The organism is Mycolicibacterium flavescens, from assembly GCF_001722335.1.
Lineage (GTDB): Bacteria > Actinomycetota > Actinomycetes > Mycobacteriales > Mycobacteriaceae > Mycobacterium > Mycobacterium flavescens.
In genome coordinates this window covers 87,248-110,774 of sequence record NZ_MIHA01000019.1, presented here as the reverse complement: position 1 = coordinate 110,774, position 23,527 = coordinate 87,248, and the positions used below count along the sequence as shown (strand labels likewise).

23 protein-coding genes and 1 tRNA gene are annotated in these 23,527 nt (G+C 69.4%); 14 read left to right on the top strand and 10 right to left on the bottom strand.

Annotated features, from left to right (window positions below):
- Positions 1-284: DUF488 domain-containing protein (locus BHQ18_RS22545; protein WP_131815722.1), on the top strand; the 284-nt coding region annotated here is incomplete at its 5' end.
- A 13-nt stretch (positions 285-297) separates the two neighbouring features.
- Here the strand turns inward: BHQ18_RS22545 and BHQ18_RS22540 are convergent.
- Positions 298-392: transfer RNA gene (locus tag BHQ18_RS22540), tRNA-Sec, on the bottom strand.
- Between the two features lie 52 nt (positions 393-444).
- Between BHQ18_RS22540 and selD the strand changes: the two genes are divergently transcribed.
- Entirely contained in the window at positions 445-1,437 is a 993-nt protein-coding gene (gene selD / locus BHQ18_RS22535) for a selenide, water dikinase SelD (protein ID WP_069415883.1), read from the top strand.
- Here the strand turns inward: selD and BHQ18_RS30190 are convergent.
- The 3 genes from BHQ18_RS30190 to BHQ18_RS22525 all read right to left on the bottom strand — a co-directional run bounded on the left by BHQ18_RS30190 (position 1,434) and on the right by BHQ18_RS22525 (position 4,441).
- Positions 1,434-1,571 carry a hypothetical protein gene (locus tag BHQ18_RS30190; protein WP_165614591.1) on the bottom strand — a complete coding sequence of 46 codons (138 nt, stop codon included), beginning with the start codon at positions 1,569-1,571 and terminating at the stop codon, positions 1,434-1,436. The genes selD and BHQ18_RS30190 overlap by 4 nt on opposite strands.
- A gap of 97 nt (positions 1,572-1,668) precedes the next feature.
- On the bottom strand, positions 1,669-3,474 hold the full coding sequence (gene stpK7 / locus BHQ18_RS22530; RefSeq protein ID WP_069415868.1) for a serine/threonine protein kinase StpK7: 1,806 nt from the start codon (positions 3,472-3,474) through the stop codon (positions 1,669-1,671).
- Positions 3,475-3,610: 136 nt separating this feature from the next.
- Positions 3,611-4,441, bottom strand: coding sequence for a helix-turn-helix transcriptional regulator (locus tag BHQ18_RS22525; RefSeq protein WP_069415867.1), 831 nt, complete (start codon positions 4,439-4,441; stop codon positions 3,611-3,613).
- 132 nt (positions 4,442-4,573) lie between these two features.
- Here BHQ18_RS22525 and BHQ18_RS22520 point away from each other — a divergent pair, with 132 nt between their 5' ends.
- The 4 genes from BHQ18_RS22520 (at position 4,574) to BHQ18_RS29275 (ending at position 7,290) form a co-directional block, all read left to right on the top strand.
- On the top strand, positions 4,574-5,287 hold the full coding sequence (locus BHQ18_RS22520) for an SDR family oxidoreductase (protein ID WP_069415882.1): 714 nt from the start codon (positions 4,574-4,576) through the stop codon (positions 5,285-5,287).
- Between the two features lie 63 nt (positions 5,288-5,350).
- On the top strand, positions 5,351-5,938 hold the full coding sequence (locus tag BHQ18_RS22515) for an Rv1733c family protein (RefSeq protein ID WP_069415866.1): 588 nt from the start codon (positions 5,351-5,353) through the stop codon (positions 5,936-5,938).
- Complete coding sequence (locus tag BHQ18_RS22510; protein WP_069415865.1) at positions 5,910-6,710, top strand: aminoglycoside phosphotransferase family protein; 801 nt, start codon at positions 5,910-5,912, stop codon at positions 6,708-6,710. Before BHQ18_RS22515 ends, BHQ18_RS22510 begins: the two co-directional genes overlap by 29 nt.
- 49 nt (positions 6,711-6,759) lie before the next feature.
- A complete protein-coding gene (locus tag BHQ18_RS29275; RefSeq protein WP_084294264.1) occupies positions 6,760-7,290 on the top strand; it encodes a hypothetical protein in 531 nt (176 codons plus the stop codon).
- Between the two features lie 80 nt (positions 7,291-7,370).
- Here BHQ18_RS29275 and BHQ18_RS22505 read toward each other — a convergent pair whose 3' ends face one another.
- On the bottom strand, positions 7,371-8,708 hold the full coding sequence (locus BHQ18_RS22505) for a cytochrome P450 (protein ID WP_069415864.1): 1,338 nt from the start codon (positions 8,706-8,708) through the stop codon (positions 7,371-7,373).
- A gap of 85 nt (positions 8,709-8,793) precedes the next feature.
- On the opposite strand from BHQ18_RS22505, the gene BHQ18_RS22500 reads away from it, so the two are divergent.
- The 4 genes from BHQ18_RS22500 to BHQ18_RS22485 all read left to right on the top strand — a co-directional run bounded on the left by BHQ18_RS22500 (position 8,794) and on the right by BHQ18_RS22485 (position 14,816).
- Positions 8,794-10,251 carry an aldehyde dehydrogenase family protein gene (locus tag BHQ18_RS22500; RefSeq protein ID WP_069415863.1) on the top strand — a complete coding sequence of 486 codons (1,458 nt, stop codon included), beginning with the start codon at positions 8,794-8,796 and terminating at the stop codon, positions 10,249-10,251.
- Between the two features lie 103 nt (positions 10,252-10,354).
- Entirely contained in the window at positions 10,355-12,730 is a 2,376-nt protein-coding gene (locus BHQ18_RS22495; protein WP_069415862.1) for a lysylphosphatidylglycerol synthase transmembrane domain-containing protein, read from the top strand.
- Positions 12,731-12,908: 178 nt separating this feature from the next.
- A complete protein-coding gene (locus BHQ18_RS22490; protein WP_069415861.1) occupies positions 12,909-13,835 on the top strand; it encodes a cyclopropane mycolic acid synthase family methyltransferase in 927 nt (308 codons plus the stop codon).
- Positions 13,836-13,955: 120 nt separating this feature from the next.
- Positions 13,956-14,816, top strand: a complete 861-nt coding sequence (locus tag BHQ18_RS22485) for a cyclopropane mycolic acid synthase family methyltransferase (protein ID WP_069415860.1) — start codon at positions 13,956-13,958, stop codon at positions 14,814-14,816.
- Here BHQ18_RS22485 and BHQ18_RS22480 read toward each other — a convergent pair.
- On the bottom strand, positions 14,810-16,060 hold the full coding sequence (locus BHQ18_RS22480) for a KasA/KasB family beta-ketoacyl-ACP synthase (protein ID WP_069415859.1): 1,251 nt from the start codon (positions 16,058-16,060) through the stop codon (positions 14,810-14,812). The genes BHQ18_RS22485 and BHQ18_RS22480 overlap by 7 nt on opposite strands.
- Before the next feature lie 94 nt (positions 16,061-16,154).
- Here BHQ18_RS22480 and BHQ18_RS22475 point away from each other — a divergent pair, with 94 nt between their 5' ends.
- From BHQ18_RS22475 to BHQ18_RS22460, 4 genes are all read left to right on the top strand, one after another.
- Positions 16,155-16,541, top strand: a complete 387-nt coding sequence (locus BHQ18_RS22475) for a DUF2237 family protein (RefSeq protein ID WP_069415858.1) — start codon at positions 16,155-16,157, stop codon at positions 16,539-16,541.
- Between the two features lie 22 nt (positions 16,542-16,563).
- Positions 16,564-17,040 carry a hypothetical protein gene (locus BHQ18_RS22470; protein ID WP_069415857.1) on the top strand — a complete coding sequence of 159 codons (477 nt, stop codon included), beginning with the start codon at positions 16,564-16,566 and terminating at the stop codon, positions 17,038-17,040.
- A gap of 73 nt (positions 17,041-17,113) precedes the next feature.
- Positions 17,114-17,809: an ATP-binding cassette domain-containing protein gene (locus BHQ18_RS22465; protein ID WP_165614589.1), complete on the top strand. Its 696-nt coding sequence runs from the start codon at positions 17,114-17,116 to the stop codon at positions 17,807-17,809.
- A 2-nt stretch (positions 17,810-17,811) separates the two neighbouring features.
- Positions 17,812-19,818 (top strand): YhgE/Pip domain-containing protein, encoded by a 2,007-nt coding sequence (locus tag BHQ18_RS22460; RefSeq protein ID WP_109789378.1) that lies wholly within the window; start codon positions 17,812-17,814, stop codon positions 19,816-19,818.
- Here BHQ18_RS22460 and BHQ18_RS22455 read toward each other — a convergent pair whose 3' ends face one another.
- The 4 genes from BHQ18_RS22455 to BHQ18_RS22440 all read right to left on the bottom strand — a co-directional run bounded on the left by BHQ18_RS22455 (position 19,819) and on the right by BHQ18_RS22440 (position 23,454).
- Positions 19,819-20,673, bottom strand: coding sequence for a phytanoyl-CoA dioxygenase family protein (locus BHQ18_RS22455; protein WP_069415856.1), 855 nt, complete (start codon positions 20,671-20,673; stop codon positions 19,819-19,821). It lies immediately after the preceding gene.
- A 65-nt stretch (positions 20,674-20,738) separates the two neighbouring features.
- Positions 20,739-21,629, bottom strand: coding sequence for a DMT family transporter (locus tag BHQ18_RS22450; protein WP_234794271.1), 891 nt, complete (start codon positions 21,627-21,629; stop codon positions 20,739-20,741).
- On the bottom strand, positions 21,626-22,579 hold the full coding sequence (locus BHQ18_RS22445) for a tripartite tricarboxylate transporter substrate binding protein (RefSeq protein ID WP_069415854.1): 954 nt from the start codon (positions 22,577-22,579) through the stop codon (positions 21,626-21,628). The genes BHQ18_RS22450 and BHQ18_RS22445 overlap by 4 nt, the downstream gene beginning before the upstream one ends.
- A complete protein-coding gene (locus BHQ18_RS22440) occupies positions 22,576-23,454 on the bottom strand; it encodes an SDR family oxidoreductase (RefSeq protein ID WP_069415853.1) in 879 nt (292 codons plus the stop codon). Before BHQ18_RS22440 ends, BHQ18_RS22445 begins: the two co-directional genes overlap by 4 nt.
- Between the last annotated feature and the right edge of the window lie 73 nt (positions 23,455-23,527).

Sequence of the window (23,527 nt, the reverse complement as noted above, 5' to 3'; positions counted from 1 at the left end):
GGTGGCGCGTCGCCCAGTTCGCCGCGTACGCGGCCTACACCCGCACCGCCGAGTTCGGGGCCGCGCTCGACGATCTGGTCGAGCAGGCGCGCACCCAGCACACCGCGATGATGTGCAGCGAGGCGGTGTGGTGGCGCTGCCACCGGCGGATCGTCTCCGACGTGGCCGTGCTGCGGTTGTCGGTGCCGGTCAGCCATCTCATGCACGACGGCCGGCTGGTGGAGCATTCGCCGGCCGACGGCGCTCGGCTCCGCGACGACGGCCTGGTCGTCTGGGACGGCTGAGCAGCCCTTTCGGTGGCGGAGGCGGACGGGAATCGAACCCGCCAGCGACAGCGTCTGCCGCTCGGCGATTTTGAAGATCGCGCCGGTCACCAGACCGGATACGCCTCCCCGTGGCCACGAGGCGATCATGCCAGGCAGCATGGACACCGTGACCGAACAGCTGACGTATCGCCTGACCCAGTACGCCCACGGCGGCGGGTGCGCCTGCAAGATCCCGCCCGGCGAGCTCGAGGAGGTGGTGCGCGGGCTGACGCAGGCCGCGCCGACGAACCCGGTCGGTGAACTGCTGGTGGGTCTCGACGACGGCGACGACGCGGCCGCGGTCCGCATCGACGGCGGGATGGCGTTGATCGCGACGACGGACTTCTTCACCCCGGTCGTCGACGACGCCTACGACTGGGGCCGCATCGCGGCGACCAACGCGCTGTCGGACGTGTACGCGATGGGCGGGCGCCCGGTCGTCGCAGTGAACCTGCTGGGCTGGCCTCGCGAGCTGCTGCCGTTCGAGCTGGCGGCCGAGGCGCTGCGCGGCGGCATGGATGTCTGCAACGCCGCGGGCTGCCATCTGGCCGGCGGCCACAGCGTCGACGACCCCGAACCCAAGTACGGGTTGGCGGTCACCGGTGTCGCGGACCCGAATCGGTTGCTGCGCAACGACGCCGGCAAGGCGGGGATTCCGCTGTCGCTGACCAAACCGCTCGGCGTGGGGGTGCTCAACAGCCGGCACAAGAACACCGGCGAGACGTTTCCGGAGGCGATTGCGGTGATGACGACGCTGAACGCCGACGCGGCCCGCGCGGCGGTGGACGCCGGCGTCGAATGTGCCACCGACGTGACGGGTTTCGGGCTGCTCGGGCATCTGCACAAGCTGGCCCGCGCCAGCGGGGTGACCGCGGTGCTCGACAGCGCGGCGGTGCCCTACATCGACGGTGCGCGCGAGGCGCTGGCGCAGGGGTTCGTCAGCGGCGGCACCCGGCGCAATCTGGAGTGGGTCGCCCCGCACGTCGACCTGAGTGCGGTCGACAGCGACGAGGCGCTGCTGCTGGCCGACGCGCAGACCTCGGGCGGGTTGCTGATCGCCGGAGAGATCCCGGGCGCGCCGGTGATCGGTCAGTTGGTGCCGCGCTCGGAGCACACCATCGTGGTGCGCTAGGAGGGCCGCTGGTTACCGGATTTGCGGTCCTGGCGGTCGGAGAACACCGGGTCGGCCACCGGATCGGAGGTGTCGCGGTCGCTGGCGACGAACTCGGGTTTCTGCGGGTGGCTGAACAGGTTGGACGATTCCATGTACGAAGTCCTTTGAATAGGTTCCGCTGCTGCCTGAACTGTGGCGCGCGGGGTGTGGACCGATACGGTCTGCCATCCACCCTACACCCCGACCGGGTCAACGGGTCGCGCCGTTGATCTCGGGTGTCGAGATCATGCCTTTCTCCACACCCCACATCACCGCGATGGTGCGGTACTCGCCGGTGGAGATGAGGTGAACGAGGGCCTGGCGCAACGGTTCTGCGAGATCTGAACCTTTTTCGACAGGCCAGCCGTAGGGCGCGGAGTTGAACACGTCGCCTGCGGCTTCGAGCGCGCCGCCGGAGGTTTTGATCGCGAACCCGGTCACCGGGGAGTCGGCGGCCATCGCGTCGACCTCGCCGTTGGACAGCGCCGCGTTCAGATCGTCCTGGCTGACGTAGACCACCTTTTCGACCGGCGGCAGGCCCGCGGCCACGCATTCTTCGCTCTTGGCGGGGATTTCCTCGGTTTCCTGCAGCGTGGCATACGACACGCCGACGCGCAGTCCGCACGCGTCGGCGGGCGTGATCCCCGACCCGGCCCGCTGCGCCCACAGCGTGCCCGCGCGGAAGTAGGTCACGAAATCGACGAGTTCCTCGCGTTCCTTGGTGTCGGTGAACGACGACATGCCGACATCGAAGTCACCGGCGCGCACCGACGGCAGGATCGCCTCGAACGCGGTCTCGCGGTATTCGGGCACCAACCCGAGCGTGCGGGCGATCGCGTTCATCAAGTCGACGTCGAACCCGACGATCTGCCCGTCGGCATCCTTGAATTCGTTTGGCGCATAGGGGATGTTGACGCCGATGATGAGCCGGCCGGTCGACCTGATGTCGGCGGGGACGGTGGCCGCGATCGCCTCGACCACACCGGGGCCGGTGCCCGGGGCCGGGGTTTCGGTGCTCTCCTCGACCGCGGCGGGCCGGGTGCCGCTGCGGTCGGGGCCGCCGCGCCACTGCAGCACGCCGAAGGTGCCCAGCGCCGCGACCAGCACGACCGAACCGGCCACCGCCAGCAGCCGTCGCGACACCCGCGTCTTACGCACCGGGGCCCGGCGCGCCTGGTGTCTGCCGCTGCCGCCACGCACCGGCGAGTTCAGCGCACGGCGCGCGGCTTCGGCCAGGTCGCCGGCCTTCTGGTAGCGCTTGGCCGGTTTCTTGGCCATGCCCTTGGCGATCACGGCGTCGAACGCGGCCAGCCGGGGATCGATGGCCGACGGCCGCGGCACCTCCTTGGTCATGTGGCCGGCGATCTGCTGTTCGAGGCTGTCGGCCGGATAGGGCCGCTCCCCGGTCAGGCATTCGTAGAGCACGCAGGCCAGCGCGTAGATGTCGGCGGTCGCGTCGACGGGCTTGCCCTCGAAGCGCTCGGGGGCCATGTAGGCCATCGTGCCGAGCGTGCTTCCCGCTGTGGTCAGGCCCTTCTCGCCGGCGGTGCGGGCGAGCCCGAAGTCGATGAGGTAGACGAAGTCGCGGTCGGTGATCAGGATGTTCGACGGTTTGATGTCGCGGTGGATCAGCCCGGCGGCGTGGGCGGCGTCGAGCGCCATCGCGACCTGTTCGACGACCTTGACCGCCAGCGTGATGTCGATCGGTTTCCCGGTGTCGGTGAGGATGGTGCCGAGGTTGCGGCCCTCGATCAGGCGCATGTCGAGGTAGAGCCGGCCGTCGATCTCACCGAATCCGTGGATGGGCACCACATGCGGGTCGTTGAGCCCGGCGGCGGCCTGCGATTCGCGGCGGAAGCGCAGCTGAAAGGTCTCGTCGGCGGCCATGCTGGGCGGCAGGACCTTCAGCGCGACAATGCGGTCGGTGCGGGTGTCGTAGGCGCGATAGACCTCGCCCATGCCGCCACGGCCGATCAGCTGTTGCAGCTGATAGTGCCCGAATGGTGTGGAATCCACCGTCCCTGTTAACCCCTCGACAGCGGCCAACCCCGCATCGTGTGTCGATTGAAGCTACCTCATGTTTGCCAGATTCTCTTAATAATCGACGCCGACGATGATTGCGGCGTTACGGCAGGCTACGGGCAGGTTGCGGCTAGCCGGCGGTCCCGCGGTCGGTGACGGCGAGCGAGCCCAGCAGGCTCAGCGCGTGGGCGTCGGTGGAGCCGGGCGCCGCGTGGTAGACCACGAGTTCCTGACCGGGCGCCGAGCGGACGTCGAAGGTCTGCATCGACAACGTCAGCTCGCCGACTTCGTTATGGTGGAAATGCTTGGTTTCCAACGCTTTTCCGCGAGCATCGTGACGTTCCCACAGCCGTTTGAATTCTCCGCCGGCCGACAGCAGTTCGCGCAGCACCTGCTGGATGCGCGGGTGGTTCGGTGAGCGGCCGCGGTTGAGCCGGAACCCCGCGACGGCGTTGGCGGCGGCTTTGTCCCAGTCGCGGTAGAAGGTTCGGGCGCCGGGGTCGGTGAACACGACGTGCATCAGGTTGCGCGAGTGGGTCCAGTCGTGAAACAGGGCGTCGGCGATCGTGTTCGAGGCCAGCACGTCATAGGCGAGGTTGTAGACGACGGCCGGGTTGTCCGGCCACGCCGCCATCAGCTCGAGCAGCGCCGGGTCGACCCGGTCGACGACGGCCACGTCGTCGACCGGGATGTGCCCGGCCAACCGGTACAGGTGCTTGCGGCCGTCGTCGCCGAGGGCCAGCGCGGTCGCCAGCGCCTCGGTCACCTGCGGTGACGGCGACCGCTCGCGGCCCTGTTCGAGCCGGATGTAGTAGTCGACGCTGCAACCGGCCAGCATCGCCACTTCCTCCCTGCGCAGCCCGGCCACCCGGCGATGTCCGTTGCGGGGCAGGCCCACCGAGTCCGGGCTCACCGCGGCGCGGGCGGCGCGCAGGAACGTCCCGAGCTCGGTGTCGGCCATGTCGCCATGCTACGGCGCGGGACCGCCGCGAGGGTGGGTGCAGCGCTCCCAGGAAACTCCCGCCCTTCCCGGTGCCGTTGGCGCGCAGCAGAGTTGGTGACGAACAACGAATCGATCGCGGAAGGCAACCCCATGACTGACCAGAAAGTCGCGTTCGTCACCGGCGCCAGCAGCGGCATCGGACGCGCCGTGGCCGCCCGCCTGGCCGACGACGGGCTCGTCGTCGTCGCCGCGGCCCGGCGCACCGACCGGTTGACCGAACTCGCCGAACGCCACGGCACCGTCGAACCCTGCCCGCTGGACGTGACCGACCGCGACGCGGTGCGCGCCGCGGTGGACGACACGGTGTCGCGGCACGGCCGTCTCGACGTGTTCGTCGCCAACGCCGGGGTGATGCCGCTGTCGCGGCTGGACGTCGGGCTCGTCGAGGAGTGGGATCGAATGATCGACGTGAACGTGCGCGGCCTGCTGCACGGCATCCACGCCGCGCTGCCGCACTTCGACCGGCAGGGCGGCGGGCATTTCGTCACGATGGCCTCGATCGGGGCGCACTCGGTCACCCCGACCGCGGCGGTGTACTGCGGCACCAAGTACGCCGCGTGGGCGATCACCGAGGGGCTGCGGATGGAGTCACCCCCGCACATCCGCGTCACCACGGTCTCGCCGGGCGTGGTGGAAAGCGAACTGGCCGACACGATCAGCGATCCGGACGCCAAACAGGTGATGGCCGAGTACCGGCGGCACGCACTCGACCCGGAGGCGATCGCCGACGCCGTCGCCTATGCCGTGCACCAACCGCCGACCGTCGACGTCTCCGAGATCGTGGTGCGTCCCGTGCAGCGGTGAGGAGGTTTGAACCCGCTGTACCGGTCAATCCCCCGCGGGGGACGGCATCGAGGGAGGGGCGGGGTGCAGACGGTCACGAACGGGTGGTGGCGCTGGCGGCTGGTCCATGCTCTGGGCCGCAATCCGCTGGTGCGCACCAGCGACCGCATCGAAGTGACGATCGCGGCGATGGCGATCGCGGCCGTGCTGGTCGCGATTCCCGTCGCCGCCGCCATGGCGACCGCGATCCACGACGAACGCGGCCACGCCTACGCCGCCCAGGCCGAACGCCACCTGCAGGTCCACGCGACCGTCACGCAGGCCAGCGCGACGCTGCCGCGGACCAACGTCAGCGTGGTGGAGGCGACGTGGAGCCTCGGCGGCGTCGAGCGCGTCGGACGATTCCAGTGGGATCAGCCGGTGCGCGCCGGGCAGAGCATCGAGATCGTCGTCGACGAGAACGGAGAGCGGGTCGTGCCGCTGGACCCGTGGTGGCGGGCCGGGCTGGACGGCACGATCGCCGCGATCACGTTCTGGCTCGCGGTGGCCGCGGCGGCCGCCGGGTGTGTCGCGGTCTCGCGGCCCTGCCTGAGGCGGGTCCGCTACGCCGCGTGGGATCGCGACATCGCTAGCCTCGCCGACGATGGCGGCACAGCGGATCGACACCCCTGACCCGGCCGGCCTGCTCACGGAGTGGCGGCTGCGGCCCGACGGGGACGCCGTCGGTCCGACGGTGCTGCCGGTGCGCACGGACGACGGGACGCCGGCGGTCCTCAAGGTCGGCGCCTCACCCCGCGAGCACCTGGTGCTGCGGCGATGGGGCGGCCACGGCGCGGTGCGGCTGCTGCGCGCGGATCCGCGGCGGGCGGCGGTGCTGCTGGAGCGGGCCGGTTCTCACACGCTCGAATCGCTGACCGACGTCGACGCCTGCCGGGTCGTGGTCGGCCTGTACCGGCAGCTGCACGTACCGGCGATGCCGCAATTGCCCGGAGCGCCAACGTTTCTGCGTCGGTGGGCCGACGACTTCGACGGGTTGCCGCGCGGCGCGCCGGTGCCGCATCGTCTGGTCTCGCAGGCCGCGACGCTGGCCCGCGAGCTGGCGGAGGCCCCCGCGGACGTCGTGGTGCACGGCGACCTGCACTTCGGCAATGTGCTGGCCGCCACGCGCGCGGCGTGGTTGGCGATCGCGCCGCGGCCGGTCAACGCCGACCCCTGTTTCGAGATCGCGCCGATGTTGTGGACGCGGTGGGACGAGATCGCCGACGACGTCCGCCGCGGGGTGCAGCGCCGGTTCTACGCGTTGGTCGACGCTGCGGGTTTCGACGAGGACGCGGCGCGGGCGTGGGTGCTGCTGCGGGTGGTGCGGGCGGCGACGCAGGCCCTCGACGGCGAGGCCGCGGTGCTGACGCGGTGGGTCACGCTGGCCAAGGCTGTGCAGGACTGACTTTCGCGGTTGAGGTTTGATCTTTGCTGCCGGTGGTAAAAGCACCTCCATGTTGATCAACCTCAAGAAGGTCTCACCGCTTCTGCTGGCCGGCGCGGCCGCCGCGGCGATCGCTGCCGCACCTGCAGGCTTTGCTTCGTCCTCCGTCCTGCCCACGGGCGGGTTGGGAGGTTGCATCGATCCGGACGGCACGGGTTGCGCGGCGCCTGCCCCGCCGCCGCCTCCGGGTGCCTGGGTTCCGCCGCCGGCACCGGGTGCTCCCGCAGTCGCCGGAGCCGTGCCCGGTGGTCCGGGTGGGGTCGCCGGTCCCGCGGGCGCCGCGGGTGCGATTCCGGGTGGCCCGGCCGGTGTGGCCGGACCCGAGGGCGCCGCGGGTGCGATTCCGGGTGGGCCGGCCGGTGTGGCCGGACCCGAGGGCGCAGCGGGCGCCATTCCGGGTGGACCGTCCGGCGCTGCCGGACCCGCGGGTGCGACCGGAGCGATTCCGGGCGGACCGTCGGGTACCGCAGGACCGGGCGGTGCGGCCGGCTGCATCCCGGGTGTGGGCTGCGGCAGCGTGCCCGCCACCGACATCCCCTAGCCAACCTGTATCGCGGGTGAATGCGGCGGCGGGTCCCGGGGTTTGGCCCGCCGTCGCGCCCGTGGTGTTCTAGCGCAACGTCATCCGTATGCGCCGTTGCTACTCGACACCCCAGTTCTGCGCGCCCGCACGGTGATTCGCGCACCGCGGTGCGGTGTCAAAATCACGTGTTTGATCCGCTGACGTTCGCCGGGCGCCTCGGTGGTGGCCAGTTCCACCCGGCGCAGCACCTCCCGCAGCACCACCCGCATCTCGACCATCGCGAAACCCGCACCGAGACAACGCCGATTACCCCCGCCGAACGGTAACCACGTCGTCGGACTCAACGTCACGCCGAGCATGCGGTCGGGGTCGAAGCGCTCGGGATCGGGGTAGATGCCGGCGTCGTCGTGCACGAGCGTGATGCTCGGCACCACCATCACACCCGCCGGGAGCCGGTAGCCGGCGATCTCGACGGGTTCGGTGAGGATCCGGCCGACATCGGGCACGACCGGGCGGATGCGCAGCGTCTCCTTGGCGACCGCGTCGAGGTACTCGTCGTCGCCCTCGTCGGCGGCCCGCACGGCCTTGGCGAGCAGATCGGGATGGCGCGTCAATCTCTCCAGCGCCCACGACAATCCGGTCGCGGTGGTGTCGTGGCCGGCCACCAGCAGCGTGATCAACTGGTCGCGCAGTTCGCGGTCGGTCATGGCGACCCCGCCATCAGCGCGCACCAGCATGGCCAGCGCATCGGTGCGCTCGTCGAGATGCGGGTCGGCGCGGCGGTCGGCGATCTCGGCGTACAGCAACCGGTCGGCCTCGGCCATCAGCCGGCGCAGCCGCCGCCACGGTCTGCGCTGCAACAGTTCCGGCTTCGCGAGCGCCAACGACTCCCACGCCCCGACCCGCAGCAGCCGCGGCATCACCGCGCGCAGTTCGGCCAACCGGGCCGGGTCACTGGCGCCGATCACGGTCCGCAGGATCACCTCGAGCGTGATCTCGGCCATCTTCGGCGCCACCGCGAACGGCCTGCCCGCCGGCCAGCCGGCGACGTTGTCCGCGGCGATGTCGGCCATCACCGCGGCCTGGCGTGCGACCGCGTCGCGATGGAACGGCGCCATCATCGAGCGGCGGCATTCGCGGTGCACGTCGTCGTCGACGACCAGTACCGAGGTCTCGCCGAGCAGCCCGGACAGCATCGAATTCGCCTCGCCCGCATGGAGAATCCGCGGATCGCCGGCGAACACGGTCTTGATGTCGGCGGGGTCGGACAGGTAGACCATTCGGCCCATCACCGAGTTCGTGAGCGTGAACACCTTGCCGTAGCGACGACGGCAGACCGCGACCACGCGCGGCCACCAGCGCAGCATCAACAGCGAAGTCACGATCGACGGCAACCGCGGCCCGGGCGGCAGAGCCGACGCCGTTGTTGTACTCATGCCTAATAGGGTACGATTGTCGGGCGCCGAGGGGAAGAACCAACACCAACTGAGTAACGCCTGCCGCATCGGGTAGCCCACCGGCATGAGCACCTATCCCGCGTTCGACACGATGCCGATCGGCAAGCAGTGGCGGGCCGGCTCGTCGGGCAAGACCCGCGAGGACACCGACCCCTACACCGGCGACACGCTCACCGAGATCCCGCAGGCCGACGCGGACGACCTCGATGAGGCCTACGCGACGGCTGTTGAAGCACAACGGGATTGGGCCGCACAACCGCCGATGGTGCGCGCTCAGGTGATGCGCGATGCCGCCGATGTGATGGGCGCACGCAAGGACGAGATCACCGACTGGCTGATCCGCGAGTCCGGCGGCACCGTCGCCAAGGCCGAACTCGAATGGAGCCTGGTGCGTTCGGTGCTGTGGGAGGCCGCCTCGATGCCCCACCACGTCGAGGGCAAGATCATGCCGTCGGACATCCCCGGCAAGGAGAGCCGCGTCTACCGGGAACCGGTCGGCGTCGTCGCGGTGATCTCGCCGTGGAACTTCCCGATGCAGCTGTCCAACCGCTCGGTGGCCCCAGCGCTCGCGGTCGGCAACGCCGTCGTGCTCAAACCCGCCGGCGACACCCCGGTCACCGGCGGCCTGCTGCTGGCGCGGATCTTCGAGGAGGCCGGCCTGCCGCCGGGCCTGCTGTCGGTGGTCGTCGGCTCCGGCTCGGACATCGGCGACGCGATCGTGGCCCACCCGACACCGCGCGTCGTCTCGTTCACCGGGTCCACCCCGGTCGGCGAGGGCATCGCCGCCAAGGCCGGCATCAAGCGCACCGCGCTCGAACTCGGCGGCAACGGGCCGATCGTCGTACTCGCAGACGCCGACCTCGACCTCGCCGCCCGCGCCGCGGTGTTCGGCTCCTTCTTCCACCAGGGCCAGATCTGCATGATCGGCAACCGCGCGATCGTCGACACCCTCGTCTTCGACGAGTTCCTCGACCGCTTCGTCGTGCAGACCAAGGCGCTGCGCGTCGGCGACCCGCGCGACCCGCAGAACCAGCTCGGACCGATCATCAACACCTCGCAGCTGGAGTCGATCCAGGACAAGCTCGACCGGGCCCGCAGCGACGGCGCGTCGCTGCTGATCGGCGGCGACCCGTTCGGCCCCACCGGCCAGTGCCTGCCGCCGCACATCCTGACCGGCTCCAACGACGTGGCCACCGCCCGCGAGGAGGTGTTCGGGCCGGTGATGACGGTGATCCGCGCCGACGGCGAAGAGGACGCGCTGCGGCTGGCCAACGACACCGAGTACGGGCTGTCGTCGGCGGTGTTCAGCCGCGACGTCGACCGCGCGGTGCGCTTTGCCCGACGCATCGACACCGGGATGACCCACGTCAACGACGCGCCGGTCAACGACGACGCCAACACCGCGTTCGGCGGGGAGAAGGCCTCGGGCATCGGCCGCTTCGGCGGCCAGTGGGCCATCGACGAGTTCACCACCGAACACTGGATCTCCGTGCAGCACCAGCCGCGCCAGTACGCGATCTGAGCCCGCTCCAGGGCGCTCAATGAGCTGCTTTTCACCGGTCACGGGCTAAGTTGGCGGCGGGTCGCTACCGACGTGACCCCCGACCGGAGAAGATCGTTGAAGCATGCGTGTTGACGGGCGGGACATCACCGTCTCGGGCAGCCTGCTGCAGCCGCTGACGAGGCGGACCAACGACATCGTCCGCGTGGTGCTGTCCGCGCTGTTTCTGGCCGTCGTCATCACCAGTTCGCTGATCACCCGCAACGAGTGGGTGGCGCTGGAACGTTCGATCTCCGAGATCGTCGCGGTGTTGACCCCGACCCAGGCCAACCTCGTCTACCTGGTCTACGGCATCGCGATCGTCGCGCTGCCGTTCGTCATCCTGGTCAGCCTGATCGTCTCGCGGCAGTGGAAACTGCTCGGCGCGTACGCGGCCGCGGCCGCGATCGCCGGCTTGGCGTTGTCGGTCAGCGGGTTCGGCCTGACCGCGCCGCGCTGGCACTTCGACCTGTCCGGTCGGCTCGACACGTTCGCCTCGCAGTTCGTCGACGATCCGCGCTGGATCGCGATGCTGGCCGCGGTGCTCACCGTGTCCGGGCCGTGGCTGCCGGGCCGCTGGCGCCGCTGGTGGTGGACGCTGCTGCTGGCGTTCGTGCCGATCCACCTGGTGATCAGCGCCGTGGTGCCGGCCCGCTCACTGTTCGGGCTGGCCGTCGGGTGGTTCGTCGGCGCGCTGGTGGTGCTCGTCGTCGGCACCCCCGGCCTGGAGGTGCCGCTGGACGGCGCCGTGCGCGCGATGGCCCGCCGCGGCTGCACCGTGTCGACGCTGACCGTGGTCCGCCCGGCCGGTGCCGGCCCGCTGGTCATCAACGCCACCTGTGAAGAAGAGCAGACCACCGCGGTGATGGAGCTGTACGGACCGCACCAGCGCGGCGGCGGTGTGCTGTTGCAGCTGTGGCGCAAGCTGCGCTTCCGCGACCGCGAGACCGCGCCGCTGCACGCGTCGATGCGCCGCCTCGTCGAGCACCGCGCGCTGATGGCCATCGCGATCGGCGAGCTCAAGATCGCCAACACGTCGACGATCGCCGTGTCCGCCCTCGACCGCGGCTGGACGCTGTACGCGCACACCCCGACCCGCGGGATCCCGATCAGCGAGGCCGTGGACTCGGTGCCCGTCGCGCGGGTGTGGGAGTCGCTGCGCGAACTGCACGACTGCCAGATCACCCACGGCGACCTGCGGCCCAGCGAGATCACCGTCGAGGACGGGGTGGTGCTGTTCGGCGGCTTCGACAACGCCGAGTACGGGGCCACCGACGCCCAGCTGCGCACCGACATCGCCCAGCTGCTGGTGACGACGACGCATCTCTACGACGCGCACTCGGCGGTGCGCGCGGCGATCGCGGCGTTCGGCAACGACACCGTGCTGACCGCGTCGCGCCGGCTGACCAAGGCCGCGGTGCCGATGAGCATCCGGCATTCGGTGACCGACGCCAAGGCCGTCATCGCCGAGGCCCGCGAGGAGGTCAAGCGCCAGACCCGGGTCGACGAGATCCGCGCCGAGACGGTCACCCGGTTCACCCGCGGCCAGGTGATCCAGCTGGTGCTGCTGGCCGCGCTGGTCTACGTCGCCTATCCGTTCCTGTCCTCCGTGCCGACCTTCGTCACCGAACTGCGGACCGCGAACTGGTGGTGGGCGCTGCTCGGGCTGGCGGCGTCGGGGCTGACGTACCTGGGGGCGGCGGCCGCGCTGTGGGCGTGCGCCGACGGGTTGGTCACCCTGCGCGGGCTGGCCGTGATGCAGGTGGCCAACAAGTTCGCCGCCACCACCACCCCCGCGGGCGTCGGCGGTCTGGCGCTGTCGGCGCGCTATCTGCAGAAGGGCGGGGTGAGCCCGATGCGGGCGACGACGGCCGTCGCGCTGCAGCAGTCGGTTCAGGTGATCACCCACGTGTCGTTGCTGATCTTCTTCTCGACCGCCGCGGGCGTGTCGACCGACCTGGCCCGGTTCGTGCCCAACGTGACGCTGATCTACCTCGGCGGCGGGGTCCTGCTCGGGTTGATCGGCACCTTCCTGCTGGTCCCCCGGCTGCGGCACTGGCTGTCCACCGCGGTGCGCCCGCGACTGCAGGAGATGGTCGGCCACCTGGGGGCGCTGGCACGCGAACCCAAGCGGCTGGCGGTGATCATGTTGGGTTGTGCCGCAACAACTCTCGGCAACGCGTTCGCGCTGTGGTCGGCGATCGAGGCGTTCGGCGGCGACACGTCGTTCATCACCGTGACGGTGGTGACGATGGTCGGCGGGACGCTGGCCTCGGCGGCCCCCACCCCCGGCGGTATCGGCGCGGTGGAGGCGGCGCTGATCGGCGGCTTGGCCGCCTTCGGGATGGCCGCCGCGGTCGCGGTGCCCGCGGTGTTGCTGTACCGGGTGCTCACGACGTGGCTGCCGGTGTTCGTCGGATGGCAGGTCATGCGGTGGATGACGCGCAACAACAAGATCTGAAACCGCGGGTGTCGAAAGCGACATCCCGCCACGACTTTCCCGCCCGCAAGGCGGCGGCGCGAAACCGCCGCGGCGACTACTTATTGTGACCCGCATGCGAGGTAGGGTCGTTACATCGTGTCGAACACACCTGCGCGATAGCTGCCAACCGATCCCTCGATCTCACTAAGGGTGGACCGTGACCGAAGCATCGAACATCCAGGCGCAATCGAAGTGGCTGTCCAAGTCCGCCTCCCAGACCCGTGGCTCGGACAAGGACGAAGTCCAGTTCCACTACGACATCTCCAACGACTTCTTCAAGCTCTGGCAGGACCCGTCGCAGACCTACAGCTGCGCGTACTTCGAGAAGGACGACTACACGCTCGAGCAGGCACAGCTCGCGAAGGTCGACCTCTCCCTGGGCAAGCTCGGCCTTCAGCCGGGAATGACGCTGCTCGACATCGGCTGCGGTTGGGGTTCGACGATCCAGCGCGCGGTGGAGAAGTACGACGTCAACGTCATCGGCCTCACGCTCAGCGAGAACCAGAAGCGCCACATCGAGGAGAACCGGTTCGCCAACATCAAAAGCGACCGCAAGATGGAGGTCCGGCTGCAGCCGTGGGAGGAGTTCGAGGGCCGGGTCGACCGGATCGTCTCGATCGGCGCCTTCGAGCACTTCGGCTTCAACAAGTACGACGACTACTTCAAGAAGACGTTCAACTGGATGCCCGACGACGGCGTGATGATGCTACACACGATCATCATTCCCGAGGATGAGGAGATCAAGGCAAAAGGCCTGCCGCTGACCATGTCCCGGGTGAGATTCATCAAGTTCATCATGGACGAGATCTACCCCGGCGGACGTTTGCCACTGGCCTCGATGGTGCGCGAGCACGCAAACAAGGCCGGTTACACGGTCACTCGCGAGCAGCACCTGCAGCCGCACTACGTCAAGACGCTGGACACGTGGGCAGCGAACCTGGAAGCCAAGAAGGACGAGGCGATCGCGATCACCTCGGAGGCGATCTATGAGCGCTTCCGCAAATATCTGACGGGGTGCGCTGATCTTTTCCGGGACGGCTACACCGACGTCGCGCAGTTCACGTGTGAGAAGGCCACTGCTTAGCCGATATACGAAAAGTGCGATATAAGAGTGGGTCGTTACTGAGCGAACGCTGGTAACCGCCGCAGAGGAGGTCAGTCGCAGATGTCGGATGGTTCGGGGACCACTTCCGGAGGGACAACCATGAAAGTGGCGTACGAAGACGTTCAAGCCCACTACGACACCTCCAACGATTTCTTCGGGCTGTTCCAGGACCCGACGCGCACCTACAGCTGCGCCTTCTACGAGCGCGACGACATGTCGCTCGAGGAGGCCCAGATCGCCAAGATCGACCTGGCGCTGGGCAAGTTGGGTCTGGAGCCGGGCATGACGCTGCTCGACGTCGGCTGCGGCTGGGGTTCGGTGATGAAGCGTGCGATCGAGACCTACGACGTCAACGTCGTCGGGCTCACGCTCAGCCGCAACCAGGCCGCGCTGGGCCAGCAGATCCTCGACGAGGTGGACACCGAACGGTCGCGTCGCGTGCTGCTCAAGGGCTGGGAAGAGTTCGACGAGCCGGTCGACCGGATCGTGTCGATCGAGGCGTTCGAAGCCTGGCCCAAGAGCAAGTACAAGGCGTTCTTCGACACCTGCTACCGCGTGATGCCCGACGACGGCCGGATGGTGCTGCAGACGATCATGGGTCACCCGCTCAAGCGCTGGCCGGAGATGGGCATCCCGATCACGATGACCGACCTGAAGTTCATGCGGTTCATCGCCAAGGAGATCTTCCCCGGCGGCGCGGTGCCCTGCGACGAGGACGTCTACGAGTACGCAGGCAACGCCGGTTTCACGGTCGCGCACTTCGACGAGATGACCACGCACTACGTGCGGACGCTCGACACCTGGGCCGCCGCGCTGGAGGCCGGCCGCGAGAAGGCCATCGAGGCCACCTCGCAGGAGGTCTATGACCGGTACATGAAGTACCTGGTGGGCTGCTCGGACTTCTTCCAGCGCAACGTCAGCTACGTCGGCCAGTTCACGCTGACCAAGTCGGGTCAGTAACCGCCGAACACCAGCGCCACGTTGTTGCCGCCGAGGCCGAACGAATTGCTCACCGCGTAGCGGTACCGGCCGCTGCGGGGGCTGTCGGCGACCACGTCGAGGTCGATCTCGGGATCGAGGTCCTTGAGGTTGAGCGTCGGCGGGATGACGCCGTCGCGCAACGTCTGCACGGTCAGCACCGCCTCGATCGCACCCGCGGAACCCAGCGAGTGCCCCAGCGCGGCCTTGGGCGCGTAGACCGGTGCGTTGTGGTCGCCGAGCGCGCGGCGGATCGCGCGGGCCTCGGCCAGATCGCCTGCCACGGTTCCGGTGGCGTGGGCGTTGACGTGGTCGACGTCGGCGGGGGTCAGGCCGGCCAGTTCGATCGCCCGGGCGATCGCGTCGCCGGCGCGTTCGCCGTCGGGATCGGGTTGGACGACGTCGTAGCCGTCGGAGGTGATGGCCGCGCCCATCAGCCGGGCCAGCGGCCGTGCGCCGCGCGCCTTGGCGTGCTCCTCGGTCTCGAGCAGCAGCAGCGCGCCGCCCTCGCCGAACACCATGCCGTCGCGGTCCTTGTCGAACGGGCGGCAGGCCCCGGCCGGGTCGTCGTTGTTGGTCGACAACAGCTCCTGCAGGCTGAACGCCGCCACCGGAACGGCCTCGATGTGGGTCTCCACGCCGCCGCAGATCACGATGTCGGCCTCGCCGAGCACGATTTGCCGCCACGCCTGCGCGACTGCCGCGGCCCCGGACGCGTCGGCCATCACCGGCGAGATGACGCCGGCCTTGGCCTGCCGGTCCAGGCCGACGGCGGCGGCCGCGCCGTTGGGCATGTACATCTGGATCGTCAGCGGCGACACCGCCCGCAGGCCCTTCTGCCGCCACAGGTCGTGCTGCAGCGGGATCTCCTCGGTGCTGCCCAGCGCCAGCCCCACCGAGACGCCCAGCCGCCGGGTGTCGATGTCGGGCTCTCCCGCGATCCCCCACAGCCGGCGGCTCAGCACGGTCGACATCTTCTGCATGTACGACGTGCGGCGCCGCTCGACGCGGGTCAGCTGCTCGTCGAGGTCCTCGAGGATCGCGCCGCCGATGCGCACCGGCGAGTCGAACTCGTCGACGAACCACTTGTCCAGAGGCCGGATGCCGCTGCGTCCCTCCTGCAGCAGCCGCCAGGTCTCTTCGGCGTCAGTGGCCAACGACGTCGTCGACGTCACGGCGGTCACCACGACATCCGGGAATCCGTCACCGGTTCTCAGCGAAGCCATACTCGGTCTCCTCGTCTCATCCGCCCGCCAGCCGAATATGTTGAGGTTGTCACCAGGAGACACCTTAAAACCCCCGACACAGCTTGGACGACTCGTGCATGATCAAAATGTTCTCGGAGCGCCGTTGGAACCGTGCGGCACCGACCCGATGACCGGCTTCTACCGCGACGGTTGCTGCTCGACCGGGCCGGAGGATCTCGGCAGCCACACGATCTGCGCGGTCGTCACCGCCGAGTTCCTGCGCCACCAGCGCTCGATCGGCAACGACCTGTCCACCCCGCGACCGGAGTACCGGTTCCCGGGGCTGAAGCCCGGCGACCGGTGGTGCGTGACCGCGGTCAACTGGCTCAAGGCCTATCAGGACGGGTTCGCCGCGCCGGTGGTGCTGGCGTCGACCCACGAACGCACCCTGGAGATCATCCCGCTCGAGGCGCTGCGCGCGCACGCCGTCGACGTCCCCGATGACCTGACCGGGCTCTGAGCGTTCGTTTACCGTAAGCAGCATGACGGAACAGACCCCAGCGGTCACCATGGGGCATCCACCGGAAGCCCTGCTGCGCACGATCAACCCGGTGTTGCGGGTGCTGCTGCGCACCCCGGTGGTCGGCCCGCTGCGCAACCAGTTCATGGTGCTCAACTTCACCGGACGAAAGACGGGGCGGCAGTTCTCGGTTCCGGTCAGCGCGCACCAGATCGACGGCTCGCTGTACGCGATCGCGAACGCCGGGTGGAAGCACAACTTCCGCGACGGCGCCGACGCGACGGTCGTGCACGGCGGTCGTACGACCCCGATGCGCGGCGAGCTGATTTCCGACCCCGCGGCGGTGGCCGATCTGGCGCACCGGCTCGCACAGTCCTACGGCCCCAAGCGGGCGCAGATCATGATGGGGCTGAAGTTCCGCGACGGCGCTGTGCCGGGCCAGGCCGACTTCCGCGAAGCGGCGGTGCGCGAGAAGATCGCCGCAATCAGGTTCAGCTGACGGTCGTCGGCCGAGTCGCGATCGCGTCTTGTATGAATTGAGCCTGACATCACCGCTTGACTGGAGGTGCCGGGTGTCGAATGCAGAATCGCGGCCGCAGGAGCTACCCGAGGAGCCGGCCGTGGTGGCCCGCGGCATCTCCCAACGGGGGCCGTGGGGCCCGGTGTACGGCCCGCTCGATCTCGACATCGTCGCCGGCGGGGTGACCGTCCTGGTGTGCCCGCCGGGCTCGGGCCGCACCGCGTTGTTGATGACGCTGGCCGGGCGGATGAAGACGCGGACCGGGACGCTGACCGTGTTCGGGCGCGACACCGCCCGGTCGATCTTCGCGGTGGCGGCGCTGACCGGTATCGACGAACTCGACGAGGTCGCCGAATCGGTGACCGTCGCCGATGTTCTCACTGAACAACTGCGGTGGGACGCGCCGTGGTACCGGCGGGTGCAACAAGCGGGACAAGCCGATCTCGAGCGGGTGTGCGGGCCGGTGTTCGGGTCGGTGCCGCTGCCGGCACTGGGCGACTACGTCGAGGAACTCTCCGAACTCGACCGCCGGCTGCTGCGGGTCTCGTTGGCCGATCTACGGCGGCCGCCGCTGCTGGTGGTCGGTGACCTCGACCGCGTACCCAGCAACGCGCACCGGACCCTGCTTCTGTCGCGCCTCGTCGAACTCGGACGCGACCAGACCGTCGTGACCGTGTCGGTCAACGGCGTCCCCGACGATTCGGGGGTGCGCGCTCAACTCGCCGTCGACCTGAAGGGTGGTCGTTGATCATGCTCGCCGGACTCTCGCTCGGTACCGATATCAAGCGGTACGCGCGTGGCACGATGCCGCGCATCGCGCTGGTGACCATCGTGGCGCTGCCGTTGCTCTACGGCGCGATGTACCTGTGGGCGTTCTGGAACCCGTTCGGCGAGGTGAACAAGGTGCCCGTCGCTCTGGTCAACGAGGACACCGGAACACAATTGCAGGGCAAGCAGTTACGCGCAGGTGACGAGGTGGCGCGCGGACTGCTGGACTCCGGAGAGCTGGATCTGACCGAGGTGTCGGCCGACCAGGCGGCCGCCGGCCTGGCCGACGGGCGGTTCTACTTCACGATCACCGTGCCCGAGGATTTCAGCGCGGCGATCGCGTCGTCGGGTTCGGACAATCCGCACAAGGCACAGGTGCGGTTCGCATTCAACGACGCCAACAACTACCTCGGGTCGATCATCGGGCAGAACGCGGCCCGCGAGGTCATCAACGAAGTCAACGCCAAAGTCAGCGCGCAGACCGTCGACACCGTGCTGACCGGGGTGGCCGAGGCCGGCGCGGGCCTGCGCCAGGCGGCCGACGGCGCCGGCCAGCTCGCCGCGGGACTCGACGCCGCCGATGACGGCGCCGGGCAATTGGCGAGTGGGGCACGGCTTTTAGCGGACAATCTCAAGGTGGCCCGGGACGGGGCCGCGCAGCTGGCGGCCGGCACCGGCGAATTGTCGTCATCGGTGCGGACGGCCACCGACCCGCTGCTGTCCACGCTGGACCTGGTCGGCGACCTACAGGTCGATCCGCAGATCGTCGCGGAGGCCGCCGGCCATCTGAGCGCGGCGGCCCGCTCGGTCACCGACCGGATCGCGGCGCTCAACGTGGACTACGCGCAAGCCGCGGCCGTCGTCGATTCGGTGGTCGGTGGTCTTCGCACCAACCCCGATCCGGCCGTTCGCCACCTCGGCGAGACGCTGGCGCGGGTGCACACGGTACTTGTGGCGCGCGGTATCGACCCGGCCACCGACGAGGGCCTGATCCGGTTGCGCGACGGCGCCACCCGTCTCGAGAACGACCTGGCGGATCCGGCGAGCCAGGTGCGCACGGTGCTGACCAAGGTGTTCGACGGCGGACTCAAGGCGGATCTGGTTCGGCTGCGCGACGGTGTCTCGGAGTTGGATTCTGGTGCGCGCCAGTTGAGTTCGGGGCTCGGGCAGCTGACCGACGGTGGTGAGCGGCTCGCCGCCGGCGCGGACCAGTTGGCGTCGGGCACCACGCAGCTTCGCGGCGGTGCACACGAGCTCTCGACCAGACTGCGGGAGGGCGGCGAGGAGGTGCCGTCGTGGACGCCCGCGCAGCGGATCAAGGTCGCCACCACGCTGTCGACCCCGGTCGCACTCGACGAGCAGACCGACAACCGCGCGGTCACGTTCGGCACCGGTTTCGCGCCGTTCTTCCTGCCCCTCGCGCTGTTCATCGGCGCGCTGATCATCTGGATGTTGTTGACGCCGTTGCAGGCCCGGCCCGTGGTGTACGGGCTCAACGCGCTGCGGGTGGTGCTCGTGTCGTACTGGCCCGCGGTGCTGCTGGCGCTGTGCCAGGTGCTGGTGATGTACACCGTCGTGCACTTCGGCGTCGGCCTACACCCGAAGTACCCGATCCCCACGATTGCGTTCCTCGGATTGGTCGCCGCCGCGTTCCTGGCGATGATCCAGGCGCTCAACGCGGTGTTCGGGGTGGCGATCGGTCGGGTGATCACGCTGGCATTCCTGATGCTGCAGCTGGTGTCGGCCGGTGGCATCTATCCGGTGGAGACGACCGCCCGGCCGTTCCAGATCATCCACCCGTTCGACCCGATGACATACGCCGTCAACGGTTTACGGCAGTTGACCGTCGGCGGGATCGATCACCGGCTCTGGGTGGCGATCACGGTGCTCAGCGGGATCCTTCTGGTGTCGCTGGCGGCCTCGGCGTGGGCGGCGCGGCGCAACCGGCAGTACACGATCGAACGGTTACATCCTCCGGTGGAGGTGTGATCACGGCTGGTCGAGCAGCCGCAGCGGGTGCAGGCCGTCGACCGCGCCGACGAACGGCGGGTGGACGCTGTAGCCGATCATGCGGCGGATGTCGTCGGACACCTCCCGCGCGGTGTCGCGGGAGATCGACAGCGTGAAGGCCTCCATGGGCCGCAGCCACGGCTGGCAGTACTGCGCGGTGACGGCCAGCCGCGACTGCCCGCTGGTGTTGGCACCGCCGCCGTGCCAGAGGGTGCCGACGAAGAACACGCAGGAGCCGGCGGGCATGACCGCGGGGATCGCGGGGTCGTCCGGTCCGGGGCGCCGCCTGCCCCAGCGGTGGCTGCCGGGGTAGAGCACGGTGGCGCCGTTGTCGGCGGTGAAGTCGTCGATCGCCCAGATCGTCGCGGCCGCCAACGGTTCTCGGGGTCGCGGGATCGGATAGAAGCCGTCATCGTGGTGGGCCAGTTGCGCGGACTCACCGGGCATGATGTTGATGGCCTGCAACGCCGAGAGCAGATAGTTGTCCATCAGCAGCCGGTCGAGGACCGCGAGCACCCGCGGGTGGTCGACGAGCCGGTCGCAGACGCGGGTGCGGCTCAGCACGCTGTAGACGCGCTGGGTGCGGTGCCCCTCGAACGAGTTGCGGCCGGTGTGCTCGAGCCACGGGTCGACCGTCGCCTTGATCTGCTCGCACTCGTCGGCGTCGAGCAGGTTCTCCCAGATGAGGTAGCCGTCGCGGTCCAGGGCCGCCATGTCCGCGTCGACCAGGGCCGGGTCCACCGAGGTGCCGCCGCTGGGCGTCCACCTGTGCCGCCGCGCCAGATCGTTGCGCAGATCGTCGAGGGTGGTGACCGGATCGTCGTCGATGCTCATCGGCTGTCCTCACTGGCCGGCGTTCGATGGCCTGTACGCCACAGTGGACCTCAAAGGGGCGCCGGTCAAGAGCGTCTCGCGCGCACCGCGACCAGCCCTCCGCCCACGACGAGCGCCATTCCGGCACAGGCGAGCAGGGTCGGCCGGTGATCCCACACGACCCAGTCGATGAGCGCGGTGAACACGATCACCGAGTAGATGAACGGCCCGACCTTCTCCGCGGAGGCGTAGCGGTACGCCACCACGATCAGGACCTGTGCCGCGAGCTGGGCAAAACCCAACGCCAGCAGCCACATCCACGCCGCAGCCGGAATGGGTCGCCAGTCGACGAGCGCGATCGGAACCGACATCACGGTGGACAGCAGGAAGTAGTAGAACAGCACCCTGATCATGGGTTCGGTCGCGCCGAGCCACCGGACCGACATCATGGCCACCGCGAGGAACAGCGCACCCGCGAGCGCGGACACCTCGCCGATGCTGAACCCGTCGCCTTCTGGTCGCAGCACGAGCGCCACACCCAGGAACCCGATGCCCGCGCCGATCCACGTCGCCGCGGCCACCCGCTGCCGGGTCACCGCCCAGGCCACCAGCGGCATCCACAGCGGTGCGCTGTAGGTCAGCAAAGTCGCCTTGGCCAGCGGTATCTGGGTGATCGCGAAGAACAGCGCATACCAGCACGCGGTGCCCGTCGCGGCGCGCAGGACGTGCAGGCCGATGCGGCCGGTCCGCACCGCCGGCCATCCGCTGCGCAGCGCCACGGGGACGACGAACAGGAAGCACAGCGCGTTCTGGAACAGCAGCAGCACGCCCGTCGACGCGTACTGGCCGGAGACCTTCGCCAGCGCGCCGACCAGCGCGACGCAGAAGAACGCGGCGGTCGTCAGGCCCGCACCGAGCAGGAGGTTGTCGGGGCGATGGCCGGACGCGGGCACGGCCCGGGGTGAAGCTTCGGTCACCGGCCCGGTGGTGCGAGCGCGGTCTCGACGTCGTGCTGGGTGTCGGCCAGGAAGGTCTGGAACTGCTCACCGGTCATGAACGTGGTCGTGAAATGGCTGCGCTGCGCGATCTGTTGCCAGGCCGGTGATTCCACCATCCGCGCGAGCGCCGACTGCCAGTACTCGACGGCGTACGGCGGCATGTCGGGCGGCCCGTACAGGCCTCGCCAGTTCGACAGCGTGACGTCGAGTCCCTGTTCGGCGGCGGTAGGGACGTCGAGACCGGGCAACCGGTGTTCGGCGAGCACTCCGAGTGCCGTGAGGTCGCCGGACGCCACCTGATCGACGAACTCGCTCACCCCGCCGATGGCGACGTCGACCTCGCCGTTGCGAAGCGCCGCGCTCTGGTCCCCGCCGCCTTCCTGGGTCAGGTAGTGCACAGCGGACGGATCGCCGCCGGCCGTCGACACCAGCAGGTCGAAGGGGACCTCGTCGTCATGGGCGGCCCCCACGGTGACGCCCGGCGGGTTGGACTTGATCGCCGAGGTCACGTCGTCGAGGTCGGTGAACGCGGCGCCCGGACGCGTGACGACGACGTAGTGCTCGGTCATCAGCCGGGCGATCATCGTGACGTCGCGGTACCCGTAGGGGGAATCACCGCGCACCTGGTTGACCATCATCGACAGGGACGTGACCGCCACCTGGTCGTCGGCACCGCGTTCGTCCTGCACCATCGTGGCGAGGAAGTCGGCGCCGCTGCCGCCGGGTCGATTCTGCACGGGCAGCGGCACATTCACGATGCGCTCCTGGTTCAGGGCGTCGACGACCGCACGGATGGTGAGGTCGAAGCCACTGCCGGGGGTGGCGCCCGCGGTCATCGTCACGGGCCCGGTCGGGTAGGGCGCGGCCGCGGCCGGCGGAGCGGCGGCCAGCACCAGCACGGCGAGGACACTGAGGGCGGATCTGATCATCGGAGCGCGGCCGCTTCCAGCGGTCGGCTGGTTCGGGCGTTCATCCGGTTGGTCTCGCGTTCCAGGACGGCGTTGAGCGCTCGCGGTGCGACGACGTCAAGCGCCCGCAGCGCCAGGGCTTTTCGCGGTGCGATCCGGATCGGGCGGGTCCTCACCGCGGTGACCATCCATTCGGCGGCCTCGTCGGCGGAGAGGGCCGCGAGACCGTTGTAGGCGCGGGTGGGGGCGATCATCGGCGTCGCCACCAAGGGGTAGTAGATCGTCGTGGAATGCACACCGGCGCTGCCCCATTCGGTGTCGATGACGCGGCTGACCGCACTGAGCGCGGCCTTGGAAGCGTTGTAGGCGGCGAACATCGGCGAGGACTCGGGGAGCACCCGCCAGGTGGCGATGTTGATGATGTGCCCGTCGCCGCGTTCGATCATGCCCGGCGCCAAGCCGCGGATGAGCCGCAGTGGCGCGTAGTAGTTCAGCGCCATCACCCGCTCGACGTCGTGCCAGCGCTCAAGTGATTCGGACAGGGGTCTACGGATGGACCGGGCGGCGTTGTTGATCAGAACATCGACCGGGCCAACACCATTGGCCACCGCGTCGACCTCGTCGAGGTGGGACAGGTCCGCCGCAATCGCGGTGGCGGTGCCGCCGGCGGCGGTGACCCGGTCGACGACCTCGGCGAGCAGTGCCTCGCGGCGGGCGACCAGGGTCAAAGTGGCGCCCTCGGCGGCGAGTTTCAGCGCGGCCACGGCGCCGATACCGGAGGACGCCCCGGTCAGCAGGATCCGCTTACCGCGAAGGTCCGGCTGCCGGTGAGCGGGCCAGCGCGGGATCGGGCGCATGCCGGCCAGTCGCAGGGCCCTCCTGATGTCGAGAATCACGTCGCACCCCTGTCCCGCCGGCAGGGTGCCCGCTCTTCACCACGTTAAGGTGCGCCGACCGTCTCCGTCGACA

Bases quoted from the DNA above. Each gene is read 5' to 3' on its own strand.
- BHQ18_RS22525 (WP_069415867.1), bottom strand. From the start codon at position 4,441: ATGGCCGACACCGAGCTCGGGACGTTCCTGCGCGCCGCCCGCGCCGCG.
- BHQ18_RS22500 (WP_069415863.1), top strand. From the start codon at position 8,794: ATGAGCACCTATCCCGCGTTCGACACGATGCCGATCGGCAAGCAGTGG.
- BHQ18_RS22510 (WP_069415865.1), top strand. From the start codon at position 5,910: ATGGCGGCACAGCGGATCGACACCCCTGACCCGGCCGGCCTGCTCACG.
- BHQ18_RS22480 (WP_069415859.1), bottom strand. From the start codon at position 16,060: ATGGCTTCGCTGAGAACCGGTGACGGATTCCCGGATGTCGTGGTGACC.
- BHQ18_RS30190 (WP_165614591.1), bottom strand. From the start codon at position 1,571: ATGGAATCGTCCAACCTGTTCAGCCACCCGCAGAAACCCGAGTTCGTC.
- BHQ18_RS29275 (WP_084294264.1), top strand. From the start codon at position 6,760: ATGTTGATCAACCTCAAGAAGGTCTCACCGCTTCTGCTGGCCGGCGCG.
- BHQ18_RS22445 (WP_069415854.1), bottom strand. From the start codon at position 22,579: ATGATCAGATCCGCCCTCAGTGTCCTCGCCGTGCTGGTGCTGGCCGCC.
- BHQ18_RS22495 (WP_069415862.1), top strand. From the start codon at position 10,355: ATGCGTGTTGACGGGCGGGACATCACCGTCTCGGGCAGCCTGCTGCAG.
- BHQ18_RS22455 (WP_069415856.1), bottom strand. From the start codon at position 20,673: ATGAGCATCGACGACGATCCGGTCACCACCCTCGACGATCTGCGCAAC.
- BHQ18_RS22460 (WP_109789378.1), top strand. From the start codon at position 17,812: ATGCTCGCCGGACTCTCGCTCGGTACCGATATCAAGCGGTACGCGCGT.
- BHQ18_RS22520 (WP_069415882.1), top strand. From the start codon at position 4,574: ATGACTGACCAGAAAGTCGCGTTCGTCACCGGCGCCAGCAGCGGCATC.
- BHQ18_RS22485 (WP_069415860.1), top strand. From the start codon at position 13,956: ATGAAAGTGGCGTACGAAGACGTTCAAGCCCACTACGACACCTCCAAC.
- BHQ18_RS22505 (WP_069415864.1), bottom strand. From the start codon at position 8,708: ATGAGTACAACAACGGCGTCGGCTCTGCCGCCCGGGCCGCGGTTGCCG.
- BHQ18_RS22470 (WP_069415857.1), top strand. From the start codon at position 16,564: ATGACGGAACAGACCCCAGCGGTCACCATGGGGCATCCACCGGAAGCC.